A 22056-nucleotide genomic window follows, 5' to 3' on the forward strand; every position below is an offset into this window, starting at 1 on the left:
GAAGAAGGTGGAACGTGGACCGCTGCGTCGTCCTGGTGGACGCCGGCTACCTGCTGGGCGCCGCCGCCAGCCTGCTCGCCGGAGAACCCACCCGCTCCCGGATCAGCGTCGACCACGCCGCCCTCATCCAGGCGCTGCGGGAACGCGCCGAGAGCGAGACGGACCAGCCGCTGCTGCGCATCTACTGGTTCGACGGGGCGCCCGACCGGGTGCCCCAGCCCGAACACCGCCGGCTCCGCGTCATGCCGCGCGTCACCGTGCGCCTGGGCGCGCTGACCCGCAGCGAGGGACGCTGGGCGCAGAAGGGCGTCGACGCCGCGATGCACGCGGAGCTGACCGAACTCGCCCGCAACCGCGCCTGCTCCGACATCGTCCTGGTCACCGGTGACGGGGACCTGCTGCCCGGCCTGATGTCCGCGAAGGAACACGGCGTCGCCGTCCACCTCTGGGCCGTCCAGGCCGCCGACGGCGACTACAACCAGTCCGAGGACCTGGTCGCCGAGGCCGACGAACGACGCGTACTGGACCGCGCCTGGATCACCCGGGCGGTCCGCGCCCGGGAACCGGCCGGAGTCTGCCCGCCCCAGCCCGCCACCCGGCCCGAGATCGCCGCGATCCTCGCCGCGCCGCTGCCCGACGCCGCCAAGAACGGCGGCGGCACCCGGCCCCGCCCCGCCGGGGGCGGCGAGGGGGCCACCGGAAAGCCGGCCACCGAGGGCGGCGCCGGTTCCGGCCCCGGGGCACCGGCGGCCAAGGGCGTGCCCACGCCGAAGGACCTCGCGGGACTCGGCCGCCCCGCCCCCGCCCCCACCCCCGCGCACGCGGCGCCCCAGAACGCGACACTGCGCTGGTCCTCCGACCGCGGCTGGGTCGAACGCGCCAGCGTCCCTCCGGAGAGCGCCGAGGTCGCCGCCCTGCCGATGCTGGCGCAGCTCACCACGGCCGAACAGCGCTGGGCCGACCGCGAGGAGGACATCACCGCCGTCGGCGGCGACCCCTTCGAGGTCGGCCAGGTCTTCGCCCGCCGCTGGACGGAACGCCTGGGCACGTCCGTCCACCTGGAGCACCTCTCCGGGGAGTACCCGCGCATTCCGCACCGCATCGACGGCGAACTCCTGCGGTACGCCGCCCGTTTCGGGCTGCTCGCGCACAAGGACGACCAGATCGACGAGCACGACCGGTACGCGATCCGGGCCGGGTTCTGGCGCGAGGTCGACACGCGGACGGGCACGGAACGGCCCCACCCCGACGCGTAGCCCTCCGGGACGCGCGTCCGCCGACGAGGCGCTGCCAAGGAGGTCGGGGAAGGTCCCGCATCGACGGTGGGTTCCCCTCGTGCCGCCCTCCGCCGGCAGGTCCGTCCCCCCTTCACGGCTGCGGCGGCGGCGCCGGGGCAGGCGGCCCGGTTCCGGGCGGCCGGACGAAGCGGAAACGGACGCCGCCGTGCCCGCGCCCGTGCCGGCCGGGGGAGCCGGTGCGCACGGCGGGGACAGACGGTGGCGCGGGCTCCCCCCGTGCTCGGGGTGGCGCTCCGCCGCATCGGGGGTGCCGGGTCAAAGCGCTTCCGCCCGGGACGGCGGCGCCCGCGCGCGCCGGTGCGCCGGGAAAGCGGAGCGGCCGGCTTCGCGGGAGGGCGCCGCGGAGGCCACCCGCGGCGAGAGGCGGGCGCGGAGGCGCGTACCCTCGTAGCTCGTGGAGACGGGCACGGAGCAGGCGGTGAGCGGCGTGGAGACACCCCCGCGGCCCGCCGTGCGGACGACCGGCCTGGTCAAGACCTACCCCGCGGCCCGCGCGCGGCGCGGCGCGCCCGCGACCCCCGCCGTCCGTGCCTCGGACGGCGTGACCCTCACCGTCGGGCGCGGCGAGATCTTCGGGCTGCTCGGCCCCAACGGAGCCGGAAAGTCCACCCTGGTGCGGCAGCTCACCGGGCTGCTGCGCCCGGACGAGGGCGCCGTCGAGGTGCTGGGCCACGACCTCGTGCGTCATCCGGAGCGGGCGGCACGGCTGCTGGCGTACCTGAGCCAGCACTCGACCGCCCTCGACGAGCTGACCGTCGCCCTCGCCGTGGAGACCACCGGACGGCTGCGAGGCATGGGCGCCCACGAGGCGCGCCGCAGCCGGGACGCTGTGCTGGAGGAGCTGGAGCTCGGCCCGCTCGCCGGGCGCCCGCTGAGCAAGCTCTCCGGCGGCCAGCGCCGCCTGGCGTGTGTCGCCGCCGCGCTGGCCGGTGACCGCGAGCTGCTGGTGCTGGACGAGCCGACGACCGGCATGGACCCCCTGGCCCGCCGCGCCGTGTGGGCCGCGGTGGACCGCCGTCGCGCCGAGCACGGCACCACGGTGGTGCTGGTGACCCACAACGTCATCGAGGCGGAGACGGTGCTGGACCGGGTGGCCGTGCTGGACCGCGGCCGGGTCGTGGCCTGCGACACCCCGGGCGGGCTGAAGGCGCTGGTGGGGGAGGACGTGCGGCTGGAGCTGGTGTGGCGGGAGGGCCCGCCGCTCGACGTGCCCGAGATCGCCGCGCTGCGCGCGGACGCCGCCGTGTCCGGGCGGCGCTGGACGCTGCGGATGACGCCCGCGGACGCGCGGGCGGCCGTCACCGCCGTCACCTGCGGACCCGCCTTCGCCGCGCTGGACGATTTCACGCTCGCCACCCCGAGCCTGGAGGATGTCTACCTTGCACTCGGGGGCCGCACGGAGGGACTGGTGAAAGCGTGAACCACGACCCGAGGAGCAGCGCCAGGTGAGCACCACAGCCGCCCGCGACGACGTCGTCGCGGCCCAGGCCAGCGGAGCAGGCACCACGCCGGGCCGTCTCGCCGGGCCGCCACGCCGGGACCGCGTCGCCGCGGCCCGCGCGACCGCGACGGTGACGGCGGACCGCGTGCCCGCCTCCGCGGACCACTCCGTGCCCCACGCGCCGCCCCGCGGGCCCGTGCCGTCCGCCGCCGGACCCGCGCCGCTCGCCCCGCGCGCCGCCACCTGGCCGGCGCTGGTCGCCGTCTACCGCGCCCAGCTCTCCCGCGCCCGCGTCGCCCGCATCCCGCTGCTGTTCGTCGCCACCTTCCAGTCGCTGGGGATCATGGTGCTGATGCGCGGCGTGGTCGACGGCGGCGCGGAGGCGCACGCGGTCGTCGCGGGCTCCAGCGTGCTCGTCGTGGCGTTCGTGGCGCTGAACCTGCTCGCCCAGTACTTCGGCCAGCTCCGCGCCAGCGGCGGCCTCGACCACTACGCCACGCTGCCGGTGCCCGCCGCCGCGGTGGTACTGGGCGCGGCCGGGGCGTACGCGTCGTTCACCGTGCCGGGCGTGGTCGTCACCGCCGTCGTGGGGTGCCTGCTGTACTCCCTGCCGCTCGGCGGTCTCTGGGTCCTGCTCGCCGTGATCCCGCTGACCGGTGCGGCGCTGGCGGGGCTCGGCGCCGCGCTGGGCCTGCTCGCGCCCCGCGCGGAACTCGCCACCGTGTGCGGGCAGCTGGGCATGTCGGCGGCGCTGCTGCTCGGCGTCCTGCCGGGCGGGCGGCTCCCCGAACCCGTGCAGTGGCTGCGCGACCTGCTGCCCTCCACCTACGGGGTGGAGGCGCTCGGCCGCACGTTCGCGGCCCGCCCCGACTGGGGGCACGTGGTGCTGGACCTGGGCGTCTGCGCGGCCGTCGGGGTGCTGTCCCTCGCCGTCGCCACCTGGGCCTACCGGCGCGCCGCGGTGCGCTGACCCCCTCAGCCGTCCGCCCGGCGCGGCCGCGGGGACACCCCGCAAGACGCGGCCCCGTTCCGGATCGGGCGCCGGTACCTGGCACGATGTCCGGGTGACGGCACCGACACCCTCTTCCGGCAGCGACGGCCCCCGCTACGACCCGTGGGCGAAGCATCCGTCCACCGGTCCCCGCCCGCCGGGGGGAGCCGCCGGCCGAAACGGCGACGCGCACCCGTCCGGCGGCGCGGCCGGGCACGGGAGCGCGCCGTTCGGACCCGGCCCGTTCGGCGGGCCCGGCGAAGCGCCCGCCGCGGACCCGGCCCGCGCGGCACGCGAAGGCGTGCTGGTCGCTCTCGGGGTGGCCGCCTTCGGCGTCGTACTCGGGCTCCTGTGGCTGTGGCTGGCCCCCCGTGTGCCGCTCGTCTCCGACGGCAGTGCCGTCTTCCTGGAACGTCCCGAGGGCGAGGACGCCATCGGCGCCGACGGCACCTTCGTGCTGCTCGGCGTCGCGGTCGGCGCGGTCGCCGGAGCCGTGGTCTTCCTGCTGCGGCGGGCCGGAGGCGTCGGGCTGGTCGTCGGCCTCGCCGTGGGGGGCGTGCTGGGCTCGGTGATCGCCTGGCGGCTGGGGGTGTGGCTCGGCCCCACGGAGGACCTAGTCGCCCACGCACGGGCCGTGGGCAAGGGCACGGTCTTCGACGGCCCGCTGGAGCTGAAGGCCAAGGGCGCCCTCCTGGCGTACCCCTTCGGGGCGCTCCTGGCCCACCTCGCGTGCACCGCGCTGTTCGGCAGGCGTGATCCGGAACCGGTCGGCCCGGCGCCCTGGGGACCGCCTCCGCCCCCGCCCGCGCGGTGAGGAAGGAGACCGTGGTGCCCGCATTCTCCGAACGACCCGCGCCGGGCGCGGCGCGCGTGCTGTGCGACGTGGACGACGCCTCCGCCGGCACGGCGGGGCAGACCGCCGGAGTGCGGTGGAAGCTCGCCGAGCCCGGACGCCAGCTCGACGCGAACGTGGTCGGGCTGCCGCCGGGCGCGGTGGTCGACACGCACACCGAACCCGAACTGGACGTCCTGGTACTGGTGGTCGCCGGGGAGGGCGAACTGTCCTCCGGCGACACCACCGAGCCGCTCGCTGCGGGCGCCCTGTGCTGGCTGCCGCGTGCGTCCAGCCGGCGGCTGGCGGCCGGGCCGCAGGGGCTGTCCTACGTGACCGTGCACGCCCGCCGGCCGGGCATGCGGATCGGGCGCGGCCCCGCCGGGCGCCGGGAGGCGTAGACGGTCACCGCGTGACGGGAGCCGTCACCGCGTCCGTCAGGGTGACCAGGTCACCGGGCGCCAGCTCGATCTCCAGCCCCCGGCGTCCCGCCGAGACGCACACCGTCGCATGCCCGGCCGCCGAGGCGTCGACGACCGTGGGCAGCCGCTTGCGCTGTCCCAGCGGTGAGATCCCGCCCCGCACGTACCCGGTGGTCCGCTCGGCCGCCGCCGGGTCGGCCATCGTGGCGCGCTTGCCGCCGACCGCTGCGGCCAGCGCCTTGAGGTCGAGCGATCCGGACACCGGCACCACCGCCACCGTCAGCACGCCGTCGACGTCCGCGACCAGCGTCTTGAACACCCGCTCCGGCTCCACGCCCATCGCCTCGGCGGCCTCCTCGCCGTAGGAGGGCGCCGCCGGGTCGTGCGCGTAGGCGTGCGTGGAGAAGGAGACGCCGGCGCGCGTCGCCGCGACCGTCGCCGGTGTCGCACCGGCCTGCTCCTGCTTGCGCTTCTGCTTCTTCGCCATGCTCCCGCCGTCCGCTGTCCGTCGTCCGCCGTCCGTCAGTTGAAGCTCGTCGGCTTCCGCGTCAGCTCCACCGCCGGGAGCGACGGCAGCTGCCCGATGACCGCGGACTCGCGGCGCAGCACCCGCAGTTCCTCCGCGAGCCGGGACGCGGTGTCCGGCGCCTGGAGCAGCCGCTGCTTCGCGGGGGTGTCCAGCACGGTCGCCGCCGCGACCAGGTACGACACCACCGACGGGTCGTCCGGCAGCTCCTGGCCGGCCGCCAGCGTCCGCTCGCGGGCCCCGGCCAGCCGCTTCTGGTAGGTCTGGAAGGCCCGCAGCACTCCGGCGGCGAGCGCTCCGGCGCCCTCGCCCTCCTCCTCGGGCAGTTCCTCCACCTCGGCGGTCAGGTACGGTCCGCCCGCATCGACGGAGAGCAGCCGGAAACGGGTGGTGCCGGTGGCCAGGGCTTCGTAGCCGGCGCTGTCGTCGCCGTTCTCCGGGCCCTCCTCGGCGCCCCCGGTGGGCGCCGACCCCCGCGGGGGCCGCTTGCGGATCGTGGTGGCGTCCGCGACGCACCCGATCGTGTGGAAGGAGGACATCAGGTCGGGACCGAAGCCGCCGGCCGGATCGGAGCCGGCCGCGCCGGTCACGTCCTCGGGCAGGCCGACCGCCGTGGGCGCCACCTCGCGGCCGTCGCGGATCGCGACCACGCCGAAACGCCGCGGCTCGTCCTCCGGTACGGCCAGCAGGTCGCGCATCAGCGCGCGGTACCGCGCCTCGAAGATGTTCAGCGGCAGCACCAGGCCGGGGAACAGCACCGAGTTCAGCGGGAACAGGGGAAGTGCGGTCGTCACGACTGGTAAGCCTACGGCCTGTCACCGGCCGGGCGCCGTCCCCCTGCCCGTCCGGCGCCGTCCCTCTGCCCCGCCCGTCACTGCCGGCGCAGCAGCCGGGTCGCACCCGCCGCGACGGTCGTGGCCAGGATCCAGCCGAGCAGGATCATCACCGCGGCAAGCCACTGGTAGCCGCCCTCAGGAGCCCACGCCTGGTCCTGGCCGAAGCTGATCACCGGGAGCAGCAGGTCCAGCGTGTAGAGGGCGGCGTTCCACTGCGGAGACTCGTTCAGCTTCAGCGCGGGCGGCTCGTGCCGGAAGAAGACCGCGAACCCCGCCAGCCAGAGCAGCACCATCCACAGCGCGGCCTGCCCCGGCCGGTACCCGTAGGCGACCGTCCAGTCCTGGATGAGCCCCCACAGTTTGCCGGCCACCGGAAGCGTCTCCCGGCGGCGGCGCTGCTTCTCCAGCAGCACCGCCCGCGCGTCGGCGTCCTCGCCCCCCGCCCGGTAGACGGCCGCCAGCTGCTCGTACGGGCCGGGGGAGTACTCGGGCGTCGCCGCGGCCAGCCAGTCCAGCCGCTGCTGGAGCGAGAAGTGACCGCGGTGGATCAGCCGCTGGTAGGTGAACCCGGCCATCCACAGCCGTTCGTCGCGCGGCCAGCTGCTGACCTTGTCGACGAGGTTCTCCACCGTCGCACCGGACAGCACGATCAGGCCCCGTTCCGGCGCCGGCGAGGTGAAGCACAGCTCGGGAGTGCTGAGCCGGCGCAGCGAGATCTCCTGGTCGCGCTCCAGGGTGAAGCGCGCGTTGTCCAGCACCAGCGACCCGCCGAAGCGGCTGTCGTCCAGCTTCACCCCGCCCGTGCACTCGAAGTGCTGCGACCGCGGCGGCCGGGCACCGGCCGCGCCGAACGGCCCGTAGGTGCCGGCCGGGGGCGTGCTGCCCTGGATCAGGCGGGCGTTCTCGCGCTTCGGGTCGGCGAAGTGCGCCGACTGCTCGACCGTCAGCTGCGGCGCGTGCAGCGCGTACCGGCCCTGGGTGTTGCGCAGCACGCTGCCGTACATGAACAGCGAGCCGCCGATCGTCGCGCCGCGCAGGCCCAGCTCGCCGTCCACCGTGAGCAGGCTGGCCTGCACCTCCTGGGAGACCGACAGGCCGTCCGCGGCGATGGCCCGCGTCCGGTCGCCGCTGCCCACCCGGGCCTCGTTCAGCAGCAGGTCCGTGCCGATGTTCGCGTCGGTGAGCCGTATGCCGTCCGGTATGACGCACCGCGCCAGGTGCAGGTCGCCCTCCACCTTCACCCGGGCCGCCTCCAGCCGCGGTATCCGGCACCCGATCAGCCGGGCGGTACGCAGGTGCGCCTCGGTGAGCCGCACCTCCTCCTCGAACCGGCAGTGCCGCAGCTCCACGAACTTGTCGATCTCGCCGCCGGACAGTGTCAGCGAGCCCGTGACGTAGGCGCCGGTCAGGTGCAGCGACGCCACCCGCCCGGGCAGCGACGTCGCCTCGTCGTCCAGCAGCAGGCGGGCGAGCACCCGCGCCCGCACGGTCCGCTCCGGCCCCCACTCGTGCTCCCCGTCCGGGTCGTCCAGCTCCGGTTCGCCACTGCGCAGGTCGAGACTGCTGCCGTTGCGGAACGCCTGCCACACCCACACCTCGGCGGCGGTCAGGTCGCCGGGCGGCTCGCCCTCGTTCGAAGGCTGACTCATCTGCCCTTCCCCTTCCCCCTGGTCATACGGTCCCTTACCCCCGATGTGCCCTGTGTGACCGTGTGGACGCCGCCTGCGACGATCATCACTCCGGGTGTGTATCACGCCTCGATACGGCTGTCCGCCCCTCGGGCGCGGTCTGCGAGAATGGGTCCGTGATCTCCCGAATCGATCTGCGTGGGACGTTCTCCGCCGGCTCCTCCGGCGCCGGAATCGACCCCGACCTGCTGCCCCGTGCCGAACTCGACGTGGAAGCCGCACTGGAGACGGTGCGGCCCATCTGCGACGACGTGCACCATCGCGGCAGCGCGGCGCTGATCGACTACGCGCAGCGGTTCGACGGCTGCACGCTGGAGCGCATCCGGGTCCCGGAGAGCGAGCTCGCCCGTGCGCTGGAGGAGCTGGACCCGAAGGTGCGGGCGGCTCTGGAGGAGTCCGTCCGCCGCGCCCGCATCGTGCACCGCGAGCAGCGGCGCACCGACTCCACCGTCCAGGTCGTGCCCGGCGGCACCGTCACCGAACGCTGGGTGCCGGTCGAGCGGGTCGGCCTGTACGTGCCCGGCGGCCGCGCCGTCTACCCGTCGTCCGTGGTGATGAACGTGGTGCCCGCGCAGGAGGCCGGCGTCGGTTCGCTCGCCGTCGCGTCGCCGCCGCAGGCCGGCTTCGACGGACTGCCGCACCCGACCATCCTCGCCGCCTGCGCCCTGCTCGGCGTCGACGAGGTGTACGCGGCCGGGGGCGCACAGGCCGTCGCGATGTTCGCCCACGGCACGGAGGAGTGCCCCGCCGTCCAGCTCGTGACCGGCCCCGGCAACATCTACGTCGCCGCCGCGAAGCGCCTGCTCAAGGGCCTTATCGGCATCGACTCGGAGGCCGGGCCGACCGAGATCGCGATCCTCGCCGACGACACCGCCGAGCCGGCCCACGTCGCCGCCGACCTGATCTCGCAGGCCGAGCACGACGTGGTCGCCGCCGCCGTGCTGGTCACCCCGTCCGAGGCGCTGGCGGAGTCGGTCGAGCGCGCGCTGAAGACCCAGGTCGCCGCGACCAGGCACCGCGAGCGCATCACAGAGGCGCTGGCAGGCCGGCAGTCCGGCATCGTGCTGGTGGACGACCTGGAACACGGACTCGCCGTGGTCGACGCCTACGCCGCCGAGCACCTGGAGATCCAGACCGCCGACGCCGCCGGCTGGGCCTCCCGGGTCCGCAACGCCGGCGCGATCTTCGTCGGTCCCTACGCCCCGGTGTCCCTCGGCGACTACTGCGCCGGGTCCAACCACGTGCTCCCCACGGGCGGCTGCGCCTGCCACTCCTCCGGCCTGTCCGTGCAGTCCTTCCTGCGCGGCATCCACGTCGTGGACTACACCCGCGACGCCCTCGCCGAGGTCACCCACCACGTGGTGGCCCTCGCGGAGGCCGAGGACCTGCCCGCGCACGGAGACGCCCTCAAGCACCGGTTCGCCGCAGACGAGGAGCAGACCGCAGAGACGGGAAGGTACCTGCCGCAGTGACCGGCCCGACCCCTGACCGCCCCCGGGACGTCGAGCTGCCCGTGCGCGAGGAACTGCGGGGCAAGTCCCCGTACGGCGCGCCGCAGCTCGACGTGCCGGTGCGGCTCAACACCAACGAGAACCCCTACCCGCTGCCCGAACCCCTGGTCGCCCGGATCGCCGAGCGTGTCGCCGACGCGGCCCGCGCGCTGAACCGCTACCCCGACCGCGACGCGGTCGAGCTGCGCACCGGCCTGGCCGCCTACCTCAGCCGCACCTGCGGCCACCACGTCACCGCCGACCAGGTGTGGGCGGCCAACGGCTCCAACGAGGTGCTCCAGCAGCTCCTCCAGACGTTCGGCGGGCCGGGCCGCACCGCGCTCGGTTTCGAGCCGTCCTACTCGATGCACGCCCTCATCGCGCGCGGCACCGGCACCGGCTGGCTGGCCGGGCCCCGCACCGAGGACTTCCGCATCGACGTGGACGCCGCGGTGGACGCCATCGCCGCGCACCGGCCGGACGTGGTGTTCGTCTGCTCGCCCAACAACCCCACCGGCACCGCCGTCGACGCGGAGACCGTCCTCGCGCTGTACGAGGCGGCACAGGCCGCGAAGCCGTCCATGGTGATCGTCGACGAGGCGTACGGCGAGTTCAGCCACCGGCCCTCGCTGCTGCCGCTGATCGAGGGCCGCCCGCACCTGGTGGTGTCCCGCACCATGTCCAAGGCGTTCGGCGCCGCCGGGCTGCGCCTGGGCTACCTGGCCGCCGACCCGGCCGTGGTGGACGCCGTGCAGCTGGTCCGGCTGCCGTACCACCTCTCCGCCGTCACCCAGGCCACCGCACTCGCCGCCCTGGAGCACACCGATACGCTGCTGGGGTACGTCGCACAGCTCAAGTCCGAACGCGACCGGCTGGTCGACGAGCTGCGGGCGGCCGGCTGCGAGGTGACCGACTCGGACGCCAACTTCGTCCAGTTCGGCGTCTTCGACGACGCGCACGCCTTCTGGCGGCGGCTGCTCGACGAGGGCGTCCTCGTCCGCGACAACGGTGTCCCCGGCCGCCTGCGGGTCACCGCGGGCACCCCCGCAGAGAACGACGCGTTCCTCGACGCGGTACGCAAGCTCATGAAGGAGAACGCGACATGACCCGCCCCAGCCGCACCGGGCGCGTGGAGCGCACCACGAAGGAGACCTCCGTCGTCGTCGAGATCGACCTCGACGGCACCGGCCGGGTGGACGTCGCCACGGGCGTCGGCTTCTACGACCACATGCTCGACCAGCTCGGCCGCCACGGGCTGTTCGACCTCAGCGTCAAGACCGAGGGCGACCTGCACATCGACAGCCACCACACGATGGAGGACACCTCCCTCGCGCTGGGCGCCGCGTTCCGGCAGGCGCTCGGCGACAAGCGGGGCATCGTGCGGTTCGCGAACGCCTCCGTACCGCTGGACGAGTCGCTGGCGCAGGTCACCGTCGACCTGTCCGGCCGGCCGTACCTCGTGCACACGGAGCCCGAGGGCATGGCCCAGATGATCGGCCCGGACTACGACACCACCATGACGCGGCACATCCTGGAGTCCTTCGTCGCCCAGGCGCAGATCGCCCTGCACGTCCACGTGCCCTACGGGCGCAACGCGCACCACATCGTGGAGTGCCAGTTCAAGGCCCTCGCCCGAGCCCTGCGGTACGCGTCCGAGATCGACCCGCGGCAGACCGGCATCCCCTCGACGAAGGGCGCGCTGTGAGCGACGGACGCGCGGCCGCCGGGCCGCGGACGACGACGAGGCGTGCGCTTCTGCGCCGCGCGGGCGGAGAAGCTCACGGAGGGGTGCTGTGAGCGACGGACGCGCGGCCGCCGGGCCGCGGACGACGACGAGGCGGGCGCTTCTGCGCCGCGGGGCCGGAGAAGCTCACGGAGGGGTGCTGTGACCGGGCTGTCGACGCTGCTGATCTTCGTGGGGCTGTTCCTGCTGGGCGGAGCGGTCTCGTTCTGGAAGCAGAAGATGCCGAAGGGCGTCATCGCCGTGCTCGGCATCGGCGCCGTGCTGGCGCTCGTCGCCGGCATCCTCCGGCTGGAGGTGTGGTCGTGAAGGTCGTCGTCCTCGACTACGGCTTCGGCAATGTGCGGTCCGCCGAACGCGCCGTCGCCCGCGCCGGCGCCGAAGTGGAGATCACCCGTGACTACGACGCCGCGATGAACGCCGACGGGCTCCTCGTCCCCGGCGTGGGCGCGTTCGCCGCCTGCATGACCGGACTGCGCGAGGCCCGCGGCGACTGGATCGTCGAACGGCGTCTGGCCGGCGGGCGCCCCGTGCTGGGCATCTGCGTCGGCATGCAGATCCTCTTCAGCCGCGGCATCGAGCACGGCGTGGAGGCCGACGGCCTCGACGAGTGGCCCGGTACCGTCGGCCCGCTCAAGGCCGACGCCGAACACGCCGTCCCGCACATGGGCTGGAACACCGTCGAGGCGGGGGAGGGGTCGCGGCTGTTCGCCGGCCTGCCCGCCGACGCCCGCTACTACTTCGTGCACTCCTACGCCGTGCACGACTGGGAGTTCCGGGCCACCCACGCCGCGATGACCGCGCCCACCGTCAGCTGGACCACGCACGGCGGCCCGTTCGTCGCCGCCGTCGAGAACGGCCCGCTGTGGGCCACCCAGTTCCACCCCGAGAAGTCCGGCGACGCCGGAGCCCAACTCCTCAGCAACTGGATCGAGACCCTGTGATGCCCGACGTGACGCCCGACGCGCCGACGCTCGAACTCCTCCCCGCCGTCGACGTCCGCGACGGCCAGGCCGTCCGGCTGGTGCACGGCGAGTCCGGCTCCGAGACCTCCTACGGCGACCCGCTGCAGGCCGCCCTGGCCTGGCAGCAGGCCGGCGCCGAGTGGCTGCACCTGGTCGACCTGGACGCCGCCTTCGGCACCGGCGACAACCGGGACCGCATCGCCGAGGTCACCGGGCGCATGGACATCAAGGTCGAGCTCTCCGGCGGCATCCGCGACGACGACACGCTCGCCGCGGCGCTGGCCACCGGCTGCACCCGTGTCAACCTCGGCACGGCGGCCCTGGAGACCCCCGAGTGGGTCGCCAAGGTCATCGCCGAGCATGGCGACCGCATCGCCGTCGGCCTCGACGTACGCGGCACCACGCTGCGCGGACGCGGCTGGACCCGCGACGGCGGCGACCTGTACGAGACCCTGGAGCGGCTGAACTCCGAGGGCTGCGCCCGCTACGTCGTCACCGACATCAACAAGGACGGCACCCTCCAGGGCCCCAACCTCGATTTGCTGCGCACGGTGTGCGGCGCCACCGACCGTCCGGTCGTGGCCTCCGGCGGCGTCTCCTCCCTGGACGATCTGCGCGCTCTCGCCGGTCTCGTTCCCGAAGGAGTCGAGGGCGCGATCGTCGGGAAGGCCCTCTACGCCAAGGCGTTCACCCTGGAAGAGGCCCTGGAGGCGGTTTCGTCATGACGACCGACCGGCGCGCGGAGCGCGTGCAGACCGACAGCCCGTGGGAGGAGTCCATCGGCTTCGCGCGCGCGGTCGCCGCCGGCGACCGGGTCCTCGTCTCCGGCACCATGCCGCTGGTGCACGGCGTCCTTCAGGGCGAGGGAGACCCCTACCAGCAGGCCAAGGCCGCCTTCGGCAACGCCCTCGCCGCCCTGGAGCGGTTCGGCCTCGACAAGCACGCGGTCCTCCGCACCCGGATGTACCTCACCCACGCCCGGGACGTCGACGACGTCGGCCGCGCCCACAAGGAGATCTTCGACGCCGTACGCCCGGCCGCCACCCTGGTCGTGGTCTCCGGCTTCGTCGACTCCCGGGTGCTGGTCGAGGTCGAGGTCGAAGCCCTGCGCACCCCCTGAACGACGATGGAGCACCAGACCGCATGACGCTGGCCGTACGAGTCATCCCCTGCCTGGACGTGGACGACGGCCGGGTCGTCAAGGGCGTCAACTTCCAGAACCTGCGCGACGCCGGCGACCCGGTCGAGATGGCCAAGGTCTACGACGCCGAGGGCGCCGACGAACTGACCTTCCTCGACATCACCGCCTCCTCCGGCGACCGCGAGACCACCTACGACGTGGTGCGGCGCACCGCCGAGCAGGTCTTCATCCCCCTCACCGTCGGCGGCGGCGTCCGCACCGCCGCCGACGTGGACCGGCTGCTGCGCGCCGGAGCGGACAAGGTCGGCGTCAACACCGCCGCGATCGCCCGGCCGGAACTCCTCCGGGAGGTCGCCGAACGGTTCGGCCGCCAGGTCCTCGTGCTGTCCGTCGACGCCCGCCGCAGCGACGCCGGCACGCCGTCCGGCTACGAGGTCACCACCCACGGCGGCCGTCGGGGCACCGGCACGGACGCCGTCGAGTGGGCGCAGCGGGCCGCCGAACTCGGCGCCGGGGAGATCCTGCTCAACTCCATGGACGCCGACGGCACCAGGGACGGCTACGACACCGAGATGATCGCGGCCGTCCGTGCCTGTGTCACCGTCCCCGTCGTCGCCAGCGGGGGCGCCGGGCGCCTGGGCCACTTCCCGCCCGCCATCGACGCGGGCGCCGACGCCGTACTCGCCGCCTCCGTCTTCCACTTCGGCGATCTGCGCATCGGCCAGGTCAAGGACATCCTCCGCGACGCGGGCCACGCCGTGCGCTGAACGCCCCCCACCGCCAGGGGGACCGCCGCAGGGGAGACCGGTGATTCCACCGATGCGCGGAGCAGCGCCCGAGGGCACCGTGAGGGCATCCGCGACCGGAAGGATGTGCTCCCCCGATGCGTCAGCACCCCGGCACCACCCCCCGCAGAAGCCCCGCGCGCGGCGGCAGGGTCCGCGCCGCCGGCACCGGGCTCACCGCCGTCCTGGCCCTCGGCCTCGCCACCCTGACCGGGCCGGCCCCCGGCGCCCAGGCGGCCCCCGCTCCCGCCCCGGCGACCGCGCCCGCCGCCGACAACCCCTACGAGCGCGGTCCCGACCCCACCGAGGACAGCGTCGAGGCGCCCCGGGGCCACTACGACGTCGCCGAGGACCGGGTGTCCTCCCTGGAGGTCTCCGGGTTCGGCGGCGGCACCGTCTACTACCCGACGGAGACCTCCGACGGCACGTTCGGCGCCGTCGCCGTGGCCCCCGGGTACACGGCCGACCAGTCCAGCATGGCCTGGTACGGGCCGCGGCTGGCCTCCCGCGGGTTCGTCGTCTTCACCATCGACACCCTCACCCGGCTCGACCAGCCCGCCTCTCGCGGCCGCCAGCTCCTCGCCGCACTCGACTACCTGACGGAGCGGAGCTCCGTGAGGGACCGTATCGACGCCTCCCGGCTCGGCGTGATGGGCCACTCCATGGGAGGCGGCGGCAGCCTGGAGGCCGCCGTCGACCGGCCCTCGCTGGAGGCGGCGATTCCGCTCACCCCGTGGAACCTCGACAAGACCTGGCGGGACGTCGGCGTCCCGACGCTGATCGTGGGAGCCGACGGCGACTCGATCGCCCCCGTCTCGTCGCATGCGGAGCCCTTCTACGAGAGCCTGCCGGGCTCCCTGGACCGGGCCTACCTCGAACTCAACAGGGCCAACCATTTCGCGCCCAACTCGCCGGACACCACGATCGCGAAGTACAGCATCTCCTGGCTGAAGCGCTTCATCGACGACGACACCCGGTACGAGCAGTTCCTCTGCCCGATCCCCGGCCCCAGCACGGAGATCGAGGAGTACCGCGGCAACTGCCCGCACGGCGGGTGACCCCGCGCCGTCCCCGCGCAGTGCCCGGCGACGCCGCCCTCCGGTGGGGGAGGGCGGCGTCGCCCGCACCGTTCCACCCGTCCCCGCCTTTCCGTAACCTCGACGGGGTGACCGGTATGCCGATCAGCACCAGTCCGCTCCGCCCGCGCCCCCGCACGCCCGAACTGGCCGCGATCGAAGCCCTCCTCGACCGGCTCGCCGACGATCCGGGCCGCACCGAAGCACTGCTCGGACGCGTCCCCGGGCCGCCGTCACCCGGCACCGACGTGCGTCGTGGCCGTGCCGCTCTGGCCCGCGGCCTGCTCGACCTCCGCGGCGGCCCGGTGGCAGACGCCCGCGAACTGCTCCTGCTCGCGGCCCGCCTGCTCGCCCCGCACGACCGCCGGCTCGCGCTGGAGGCCGTCCACGCAGCGACCGAGGCCGCCTGGCTGGACGGTGACCTCGACACCTTCCGCGATGCGCTCGCCCGGGGACTCGCCCTGCAACAGGCGTCCGCGCCGCCCGACGCCTACCTGACCGGCATGACCGCCGTGCTCCACGGCCGCTTCGCTGAGGGCGCGTCCCTCCTCGCGCGAGCCCTGGCCCGCGGCCTTCCGAGCTCCACGCCCGCCGAACTGCTGCGGATCTGCGTCGTGGCCCTGGTCGTCGGCGACATCACCGCCGCCCTCGACGCCGCGACCCGCGCGCTGGCGCTCGCCCGCACGGAGGACCGCGGCACCCTCCTGCCGCAGATCACCGAGTACCTCGCGTACGCGGAGCTGCGCGCCGGACACCACGCAAGGGCCCACGCGCACGCCACCCAGGGTCTACGCCTCGCCGAGAGGACCGGGCAGCGCAACGCGGCAGCCCACCACCACGCCCTTCTCGCCATGACGGCGTTCGTGACCGGCGACACTCCGGGCTGCCTCGCCCACGCCGGTGCCGCCACCGAGACCGCGGCCGCGCACGGACTCGGCATGACGCGGGCCCTCGCCGCCTGGGCGCTCGCCCGCGCCGACCTGGCCGCCGGGCGCCCCCGCGAGGCGGTGGGCCGGCTCGCCCCGCTCGTGCGGCCCCCCGCGCCGGTCGGCCACTGGGCCCTGCGCATGCTCGCCGTGCCCTGCTTCGTGGAGGCGGCCGTCCTCGCGGGCCGGACGGAGGGCGCGGCGGAGGCGGTCGCGGAGTTCGCCGAGTGGACCGCGTGGACGGCAGACCCGCAGGCGCCGGGCCAACTGGCCCGCTGCCGGGCCCTGCTGGCCGCCGACCCCGGCCGCGCGGGCAGCCACTACGTCCGCGCGCTCGCCCTGCACGACGACGCGGGCGCCGACTTCGAACGCTCCCGCACCGAACTGCTCTGGGGCACGGCGCTGCGGCGGGCTCGCAGGCTGCTCGAAGCGCGGGACCGGCTGCGGTCCGCGCTCGCGGGCTTCGAGCGGTGTGGAGCCGTCCACTGGTCCGCGCGCACCCGCGCCGAACTGCGCGCCACGGGAGCGGCGGTGGACGGCCCGGATCCCGAACCGGGCGACGTGCTGCGGGCGCTGACGCCCCAGCAGCTGCGGATCGCGCGCTGTGTGGCGGAGGGAGCCACCAACCGGGAGATCGCCGAACGGCTCTCCGTCAGCACCCGAACCGTCGAACACCACCTCCGCAACACGTTCGCCACGCTCGGCGTCCGCTCCCGCGTCGAACTCGCCCGGCGCCTGCGCTGAGCGGGCCCGACGGCGCCGGGAGCCCCACGGCCCGCGAGGCGGCGCCGCTCCGGCCTACCTCCCCGGGCGGCGGCGGGCGGCTCGGAGGTACTCGCGGTTCATGGCGGCGATGCTGGTCAGCGGGATGCCCTTCGGGCAGGCCGTGGCGCACTCGCCGGCGTTGGTGCAGCCGCCGAACCCCTCGTCGTCCATCTGCCCGACCATGTCCAGTACCCGCGACTCCCGCTCCGGCGCCCCCTGCGGCAGCGCGTTCAGGTGCACGACCTTGGCCGCCGTGAACAGCATCGCGGAGCCGTTCGGGCAGGCGGCCACACAGGCGCCGCAGCCGATGCACTCGGCGTTGTCGAACGCCGTGTCCGCCGCCGGTTTCGGTACCGGCACCGCGTGCGCGTCGGGTGCGCTGCCGGTCGGCGCCGTCACGTACCCGCCCGCGCCGATCACGCGGTCCAGCGCCGAACGGTCCACCACCAGGTCCCGCACCACCGGGAACGCGCCCGCGCGCCACGGCTCGACGTCGAGGGTCGCGCCGTCCTCGAAGTGCCGCATGTGCAGCTGGCACGCGGTGGTGCGCTCCGGCCCGTGCGCCTGCCCGTCGATCACCACGCCGCAGGCGCCGCAGATGCCCTCGCGGCAGTCGTGGTCGAACGCCACCGGCTCCTCGCCGTCCTCGGCGAGCCGTTCGTTGAGGGTGTCGAGCACCTCCAGGAACGACATGTCCGGGCTGACGCCCGGCACCCGGTACGGCGTCATCCGCCCGGGCGCGTCCGGGCCGGGCTGGCGCCAGATCCGCAGGGCCAGTGTCATCGTCGTCGGTGTCGTGCTCACTGGTAGCTCCGCTGAGTGGGGTGGACGTACGCGAAGGCGAGCTGCTCGCGGTGGAGTACCGGCGGCTCACCCGCCCCGGCGAACTCCCAGGCCGCCACGTAGCCGAACCGCTCGTCGTCGCGCTGCGCCTCGCCCTCCGGGGTGCGGCTCTCCTCCCGGAAGTGGCCGCCGCACGACTCGTCGCGGTGCAGCGCGTCCCGGCACATCAGGTCCGCCAGTTCGAAGTAGTCCGCGACCCGGTTGGCCTGCTCCAGCGACTGGTTGAGCTGCTCGCCGCCGCCCGGCACCCGCACGCGCTCCCAGAACCCGGCGTGCAGCTCCAGGATCCGCTCCCGTGCGCGGCGCAGCCCGTCCTCCGTCCGGGACATGCCGCACGCGTCCCACAGCAGCGCGCCCAGCTCCCGGTGGAACGACTCGGGGGTGCGGTCGCCGTTGTTGGACAGCAGCGCGTACAGCCGGTCGGTGACGGCGAACACCGCCTCGTGCACGGCCGGGTGGTCGTGCCGGACCTCGCCCAGGGCCCCCGCCGCGGCCCCGCGGGCGAGATAGTCGCCCAGGGTCGCCGGCAGCACGAAGTAGCCGTCCGCGAGCCCCTGCATCAACGCGGAGGCGCCGAGCCGGTTGGCGCCGTGGTCGGAGAAGTTCGCCTCGCCGATCGCGAACAGTCCGGGCACGGTGGTCTGCAGGTCGTAGTCGACCCACAGCCCGCCCATCGTGTAGTGGATCGCGGGGTAGATCCGCATCGGGACCCGGTACGGGTCCTCCGCCGTGATCCGCTCGTACATCTCGAACAGGTTCCCGTACCGCTCCGCCACCGCGTCCCGCCCCAGCCGGGCCAGCGCGTCCGCGAAGTCCAGGTACACGCCCTGCCCGCCCGGTCCGACGCCGCGGCCCTCGTCGCACACGTTCTTCGCCGCCCGGGACGCGATGTCGCGCGGTACCAGGTTCCCGAACGACGGGTACAGCCGCTCCAGGTAGTAGTCCCGCTCCTCCTCCGGGATGTCGCCGGGCGCCCGTCCGTCCCCGGCCCTCCGCGGCACCCAGATGCGGCCGTCGTTGCGCAGCGACTCGCTCATCAGCGTCAGCTTCGACTGGTGCGCGCCGGAGCGCGGGATGCAGGTGGGGTGGATCTGGGTGAAGCACGGGTTGGCGAAGTACGCCCCGCGCCGGTGCGCGCGCCACACGGCGGTCGCGTTGGAGTTCTTCGCGTTCGTCGACAGGTGGAAGACGTTGCCGTACCCGCCGCTGGCCAGCACCACCGCGTCCGCGAAGTACGGGTCCACCCTGCCGGTCACCAGGTCGCGGGCCACGATGCCGCGGGCCCTGCCGTCCACCACGATCAGGTCCAGCATCTCGGTGCGCGGGTGCATCTCCACCCGTCCGGCGGCGATCTGCCGGGACAGCGCCTGGTACGCACCGAGCAGCAGCTGCTGCCCCGTCTGCCCGCGCGCGTAGAAGGTCCGGGCGACCTGCACCCCGCCGAACGAGCGGGTGTCCAGCAGCCCGCCGTACTCGCGGGCGAACGGCACGCCCTGCGCCACGCACTGGTCGATGATCTCCACCGACACCTCCGCCAGCCGGTGCACGTTCGACTCGCGGGACCGGAAGTCGCCGCCCTTGACCGTGTCGTAGAACAGGCGCTGCACGGAGTCGCCGTCGTTGCGGTAGTCCTTGGCGGCGTTGATGCCGCCCTGCGCGGCGACGGAGTGGGCGCGGCGCGGCGAGTCCTGGAAGCAGAACTGCACGACGCGGTAGCCCTGTTCGGCCAGTGTCGCGCCCGCTGCCCCGCCGGCCAGGCCGGTGCCGACGACGATGACGGTGTGCCGGCGGCGGTTCGCCGGGTTGACCAGCTTCGCCTCGAAGCGCCGGCGCCGCCAGCGTTCCGAGATCGGGCCGTCCGGGGCCGCCGCGTCCGTCAGCGGCTCTCCCACCCGGAAATACGTGCTGTCCGTGCTCATGTCAGCTCACGACTCCCGTCATCACACCGATCGGTACGGCGAGGAACCCGGCGGTCAGCGCCACCGCGAGCACGTCCGCGGCACGCCTGAGCGCACGGTCCAGGTGCGGCCGGTTGGCCCCCAGCGTCTGCGCGGCGCTCCAGAAGCCGTGCCGCACGTGCAGCCCCACCGCGAGCATCGCCACGCCGTAGACGGCGTTGCCGTACCAGGTGGAGAAGGTGTCCACGACGTTCTGGTAGGGACGGCCCTGCTCGAACCCGGGGTGCACCGTCCCCGTCGTCAGGTCCAGCACGTGCCACACCACGAACAGCGCCAGGATGATCCCGCCCCAGCGCATCGTCCTCGTCGCGTAGCTCGCCCGGCGCCGCCGGTGCGCGTATCCCACCGGCCTCGCGGCCAGGTCCCGGCGGCTCAGCTGGTACGCGGCCACCCCGTGCGCGACGACCGCGGCCACCAGCGCCATCCGCGCCAGCCACAGGAACCACTCGGGCCCCAGGAACGGCTCCCCGATCGTCCGCAGCCAGTGCGCGTAGCCGTTCATGTCCCCGGGACCGAAGAACACCTTGAGGTTCCCCAGCATGTGCGCGACCAGGTACAGCAGCATCGCCAGGCCGGTCAGGGCCATCACGGCCTTCTTCCCGACGGTCGAACGCCACAGCATCCCCGCCAGGGACGGCCTTCGCTCCCGCGTCACCAGTGCCATGCCCCGACGGTAGGAAGCCCCGCGCTCATCCGTCCAAGACATGAAAGCGCTGGCTTCCATAGGGAACACCTATGCTGGTCCTATGCAGCTCCAGCAGCTCCGCTACTTCACCGCCGTCGCGGAGACCCGGCACTTCACCCGCGCCGCCGCCCGCGAACTCGTCGCCCAGCCCTCCCTCTCCCAGCAGATCCGCGCGCTGGAGAAGGAACTCGGCGCGGAGCTGTTCCACCGCGCCCGCGGCCACATCTCGCTCACCGACGCGGGCGAGGCACTGCTCCCGCTGGCCCGCCGCATCCTCGCCGACACCGAGACCGCCCGCCGCGAGGTCCAGGAGGTCGCCCGGCTCCGCCGCGGCCGCGTCCGGCTCGGCGCCCCGCCCAGCCTGTGCGCCGGCTTCGTCCCGGACGTGCTCAGCACCTTCCGCGCCCGCTACCCGGGCGTCGACCTCGTCGTCCACGAAGGCGGCTCGCAGGACCTGGTGCGCGTCCTGGCCGCCGGAGAGCTCGACCTCGCCCTCGTCATCACCCCGCTCGCCGGACCCGCCCCGGCGCTGACGACCACCGAACTCCTCACCGAGGAACTCGTCGTCGTCTCCGCACCCGGCACCGGCTTCCCCCACCGGCGCCGCCTGCGTATCGACGACCTGCGCGACCGGCCCCTGGTGATGTTCCGCCGCGGCTACGACCTGCGCGACCTCACCGTCTCCGCGTGCCGTGCCGCCGGCTTCGACCCGGTGTTCGCCGTGGAGGGCGGCGAGATGGACGCCGTGCTCGGCTTCGTCCGCGCCGGCCTCGGCGTCGCCGTCGTCCCCGGCATGGTCGCCGCCCGCTCCGGCCTGCGCCGCACCCCGCTCACCCCGCCCGGCCTGCACCGCACCGTCTCCGTCGCCCACCGCAGCGACGTCTCACCGCCCCGCGCCGCCCGCGAACTCCAGCGGATCCTCACTGAGCACGGTCGAAGCCGCAGGTAGCCCCGCTCCGGATCGTGCGGCACGGCCCGGCCCTCACCCCGGCAGCTCCTCCAGCGCCCGCGCCAGATCCTCCACCCGGCGGAAGTGCACACCGGTCATCCCCAGCGCGGCCGCCGCCTCGACGTTCTCCGCCCGGTCGTCGACGAACACACACCGCTCCGGGGGCACCCCCGCCACCTCCGCCGCCCGCAGGTAGATCCGCCGGTCGGGCTTCGCCACCCCCACCAGCGCGCTGTTGACGATCCGGTCACCGAAGTGCGCCAGCAGCCCCAACGGCTCCAGCTCCTCCGCCAGCTCGCGCGTTGCGTTGGTCACCAGCACCACCGGCACGTGCCGCTGCGCCCGTCGCAGCAGCTCCACGACCGTCACGTCCGCCCGTGTCGGCGTCCGCCCGAACGCCCGGACCAGCCTCCGCGCCGCATCCTCCGGCACCAGCCCGGTCAGCCCCCGGACGATCGACTCCCGCCACCGGCTCTTGGTGATCTCGCCGCGCAGCAGGGGCCCGTCGACCCCGTCGGAGAACGCGACCTTCGCCGTCGTCCCCGGTTCCAGCCCTTCGGCCTCCTCCAGTCGCGCCAGTTCGGTGTGGTCGTAGTACCGGATCACGTTGTCGATGTCGCACAGCACGGCGTCGAAAGGCAGCGTCACCCCGTCACCCTCCCACCCCCCCCCCACCCCCCCACCCACCGCCACCCGGG

The 22056-nt window shown here is 74.5% G+C and carries 22 protein-coding genes and 1 pseudogene; 16 read left to right on the forward strand and 7 right to left on the reverse strand.

Annotated features, from left to right (window positions below):
- Positions 1 to 14: 14 nt before the first annotated feature.
- The 5 genes from RM572_RS20370 (at position 15) to RM572_RS20390 (ending at position 4963) form a co-directional block, all read left to right on the forward strand.
- A complete protein-coding gene (locus tag RM572_RS20370) occupies positions 15 to 1256 on the forward strand; it encodes an NYN domain-containing protein (RefSeq protein WP_311674810.1) in 1242 nt (413 codons plus the stop codon).
- Between the two features lie 436 nt (positions 1257 to 1692).
- Positions 1693 to 2718 (forward strand): ABC transporter ATP-binding protein, encoded by a 1026-nt coding sequence (locus tag RM572_RS20375; protein ID WP_311674811.1) that lies wholly within the window; start codon positions 1693 to 1695, stop codon positions 2716 to 2718.
- A gap of 190 nt (positions 2719 to 2908) precedes the next feature.
- Positions 2909 to 3709, forward strand: a complete 801-nt coding sequence (locus RM572_RS20380) for an ABC transporter permease (RefSeq protein WP_311674830.1) — start codon at positions 2909 to 2911, stop codon at positions 3707 to 3709.
- Positions 3710 to 3803: 94 nt separating this feature from the next.
- Complete coding sequence (locus tag RM572_RS20385) at positions 3804 to 4544, forward strand: hypothetical protein (RefSeq protein WP_311674812.1); 741 nt, start codon at positions 3804 to 3806, stop codon at positions 4542 to 4544.
- Between the two features lie 14 nt (positions 4545 to 4558).
- A complete protein-coding gene (locus RM572_RS20390; protein ID WP_394813657.1) occupies positions 4559 to 4963 on the forward strand; it encodes a cupin domain-containing protein in 405 nt (134 codons plus the stop codon).
- A gap of 4 nt (positions 4964 to 4967) precedes the next feature.
- Here the strand turns inward: RM572_RS20390 and ybaK are convergent, their stop codons facing one another.
- The 3 genes from ybaK to RM572_RS20405 all read right to left on the reverse strand — a co-directional run bounded on the left by ybaK (position 4968) and on the right by RM572_RS20405 (position 7995).
- Positions 4968 to 5471, reverse strand: a complete 504-nt coding sequence (ybaK, locus tag RM572_RS20395) for a Cys-tRNA(Pro) deacylase (protein ID WP_311674813.1) — start codon at positions 5469 to 5471, stop codon at positions 4968 to 4970.
- Between the two features lie 35 nt (positions 5472 to 5506).
- Positions 5507 to 6304, reverse strand: a complete 798-nt coding sequence (locus tag RM572_RS20400; RefSeq protein WP_311674814.1) for an LON peptidase substrate-binding domain-containing protein — start codon at positions 6302 to 6304, stop codon at positions 5507 to 5509.
- Positions 6305 to 6381: 77 nt separating this feature from the next.
- Positions 6382 to 7995 carry an oxidoreductase gene (locus tag RM572_RS20405; protein ID WP_311674815.1) on the reverse strand — a complete coding sequence of 538 codons (1614 nt, stop codon included), beginning with the start codon at positions 7993 to 7995 and terminating at the stop codon, positions 6382 to 6384.
- Between the two features lie 155 nt (positions 7996 to 8150).
- Here RM572_RS20405 and hisD point away from each other — a divergent pair, with 155 nt between their 5' ends.
- The 10 genes and pseudogenes from hisD to RM572_RS29870 all read left to right on the forward strand — a co-directional run.
- On the forward strand, positions 8151 to 9506 hold the full coding sequence (gene hisD / locus RM572_RS20410; protein WP_311674816.1) for a histidinol dehydrogenase: 1356 nt from the start codon (positions 8151 to 8153) through the stop codon (positions 9504 to 9506).
- Complete coding sequence (locus RM572_RS20415; protein ID WP_311674817.1) at positions 9503 to 10630, forward strand: histidinol-phosphate transaminase; 1128 nt, start codon at positions 9503 to 9505, stop codon at positions 10628 to 10630. Before hisD ends, RM572_RS20415 begins: the two co-directional genes overlap by 4 nt.
- Positions 10627 to 11229, forward strand: coding sequence for an imidazoleglycerol-phosphate dehydratase HisB (gene hisB / locus RM572_RS20420; RefSeq protein WP_311674818.1), 603 nt, complete (start codon positions 10627 to 10629; stop codon positions 11227 to 11229). Before RM572_RS20415 ends, hisB begins: the two co-directional genes overlap by 4 nt.
- A 180-nt stretch (positions 11230 to 11409) precedes the next feature.
- On the forward strand, positions 11410 to 11574 hold the full coding sequence (locus RM572_RS20425) for a hypothetical protein (protein ID WP_027762513.1): 165 nt from the start codon (positions 11410 to 11412) through the stop codon (positions 11572 to 11574).
- On the forward strand, positions 11565 to 12209 hold the full coding sequence (gene hisH / locus RM572_RS20430) for an imidazole glycerol phosphate synthase subunit HisH (RefSeq protein ID WP_394813658.1): 645 nt from the start codon (positions 11565 to 11567) through the stop codon (positions 12207 to 12209). The genes RM572_RS20425 and hisH overlap by 10 nt, the downstream gene beginning before the upstream one ends.
- Positions 12209 to 12955, forward strand: a complete 747-nt coding sequence (gene priA / locus RM572_RS20435) for a bifunctional 1-(5-phosphoribosyl)-5-((5-phosphoribosylamino)methylideneamino)imidazole-4-carboxamide isomerase/phosphoribosylanthranilate isomerase PriA (protein WP_311674820.1) — start codon at positions 12209 to 12211, stop codon at positions 12953 to 12955. The genes hisH and priA overlap by 1 nt, the downstream gene beginning before the upstream one ends.
- Complete coding sequence (locus RM572_RS20440; RefSeq protein WP_311674821.1) at positions 12952 to 13350, forward strand: RidA family protein; 399 nt, start codon at positions 12952 to 12954, stop codon at positions 13348 to 13350. The genes priA and RM572_RS20440 overlap by 4 nt, the downstream gene beginning before the upstream one ends.
- 23 nt (positions 13351 to 13373) lie before the next feature.
- Positions 13374 to 14138, forward strand: coding sequence for an imidazole glycerol phosphate synthase subunit HisF (gene hisF, locus RM572_RS20445; RefSeq protein ID WP_311674822.1), 765 nt, complete (start codon positions 13374 to 13376; stop codon positions 14136 to 14138).
- A 116-nt stretch (positions 14139 to 14254) separates the two neighbouring features.
- Entirely contained in the window at positions 14255 to 15214 is a 960-nt protein-coding gene (gene bdeA, locus RM572_RS20450; protein WP_027762508.1) for a bis(hydroxyethyl) terephthalate hydrolase, read from the forward strand.
- Positions 15215 to 15936: 722 nt separating this feature from the next.
- Positions 15937 to 16902, forward strand: a pseudogene (locus tag RM572_RS29870) (helix-turn-helix transcriptional regulator); the annotation flags it as partial.
- A 54-nt stretch (positions 16903 to 16956) separates the two neighbouring features.
- On the opposite strand, the gene RM572_RS20460 reads toward RM572_RS29870, so the two are convergent.
- The 3 genes from RM572_RS20460 to RM572_RS20470 are packed head-to-tail and all read right to left on the reverse strand — an operon-like array spanning position 16957 to position 20388.
- Positions 16957 to 17706 (reverse strand): succinate dehydrogenase/fumarate reductase iron-sulfur subunit, encoded by a 750-nt coding sequence (locus tag RM572_RS20460; RefSeq protein WP_311674833.1) that lies wholly within the window; start codon positions 17704 to 17706, stop codon positions 16957 to 16959.
- Positions 17707 to 17723: 17 nt separating this feature from the next.
- Entirely contained in the window at positions 17724 to 19685 is a 1962-nt protein-coding gene (locus tag RM572_RS20465) for a fumarate reductase/succinate dehydrogenase flavoprotein subunit (RefSeq protein ID WP_311674824.1), read from the reverse strand.
- 1 nt (position 19686) lies between these two features.
- On the reverse strand, positions 19687 to 20388 hold the full coding sequence (locus RM572_RS20470) for a succinate dehydrogenase (RefSeq protein ID WP_311674825.1): 702 nt from the start codon (positions 20386 to 20388) through the stop codon (positions 19687 to 19689).
- An 82-nt stretch (positions 20389 to 20470) separates the two neighbouring features.
- Between RM572_RS20470 and RM572_RS20475 the strand changes: the two genes are divergently transcribed.
- A complete protein-coding gene (locus tag RM572_RS20475; protein WP_311674826.1) occupies positions 20471 to 21358 on the forward strand; it encodes a LysR family transcriptional regulator in 888 nt (295 codons plus the stop codon).
- Between the two features lie 33 nt (positions 21359 to 21391).
- On the opposite strand, the gene RM572_RS20480 is transcribed toward RM572_RS20475, so the two are convergent.
- Entirely contained in the window at positions 21392 to 22006 is a 615-nt protein-coding gene (locus tag RM572_RS20480) for an HAD family hydrolase (protein WP_311674827.1), read from the reverse strand.
- Positions 22007 to 22056: the final 50 nt, after the last annotated feature.

This window comes from Streptomyces hazeniae, from assembly GCF_031845485.1.
GTDB classification, from domain to species: Bacteria; Actinomycetota; Actinomycetes; order Streptomycetales; family Streptomycetaceae; genus Streptomyces; species Streptomyces hazeniae.

What these genes read in the sequence shown, in the direction of transcription:
- RM572_RS20405 (WP_311674815.1), bottom strand. Translation starts at nt 7,995, where the DNA reads ATGAGTCAGCCTTCGAACGAGGGCGAGCCGCCCGGCGACCTGACCGCC.
- hisF (WP_311674822.1), top strand. Translation starts at nt 13,374, where the DNA reads ATGACGCTGGCCGTACGAGTCATCCCCTGCCTGGACGTGGACGACGGC.
- RM572_RS20440 (WP_311674821.1), top strand. Translation starts at nt 12,952, where the DNA reads ATGACGACCGACCGGCGCGCGGAGCGCGTGCAGACCGACAGCCCGTGG.
- RM572_RS20475 (WP_311674826.1), top strand. Translation starts at nt 20,471, where the DNA reads ATGCAGCTCCAGCAGCTCCGCTACTTCACCGCCGTCGCGGAGACCCGG.
- RM572_RS20465 (WP_311674824.1), bottom strand. Translation starts at nt 19,685, where the DNA reads ATGAGCACGGACAGCACGTATTTCCGGGTGGGAGAGCCGCTGACGGAC.
- ybaK (WP_311674813.1), bottom strand. Translation starts at nt 5,471, where the DNA reads ATGGCGAAGAAGCAGAAGCGCAAGCAGGAGCAGGCCGGTGCGACACCG.
- hisB (WP_311674818.1), top strand. Translation starts at nt 10,627, where the DNA reads ATGACCCGCCCCAGCCGCACCGGGCGCGTGGAGCGCACCACGAAGGAG.
- RM572_RS20460 (WP_311674833.1), bottom strand. Translation starts at nt 17,706, where the DNA reads ATGACACTGGCCCTGCGGATCTGGCGCCAGCCCGGCCCGGACGCGCCC.
- RM572_RS20470 (WP_311674825.1), bottom strand. Translation starts at nt 20,388, where the DNA reads ATGGCACTGGTGACGCGGGAGCGAAGGCCGTCCCTGGCGGGGATGCTG.
- priA (WP_311674820.1), top strand. Translation starts at nt 12,209, where the DNA reads ATGCCCGACGTGACGCCCGACGCGCCGACGCTCGAACTCCTCCCCGCC.
- bdeA (WP_027762508.1), top strand. Translation starts at nt 14,255, where the DNA reads ATGCGTCAGCACCCCGGCACCACCCCCCGCAGAAGCCCCGCGCGCGGC.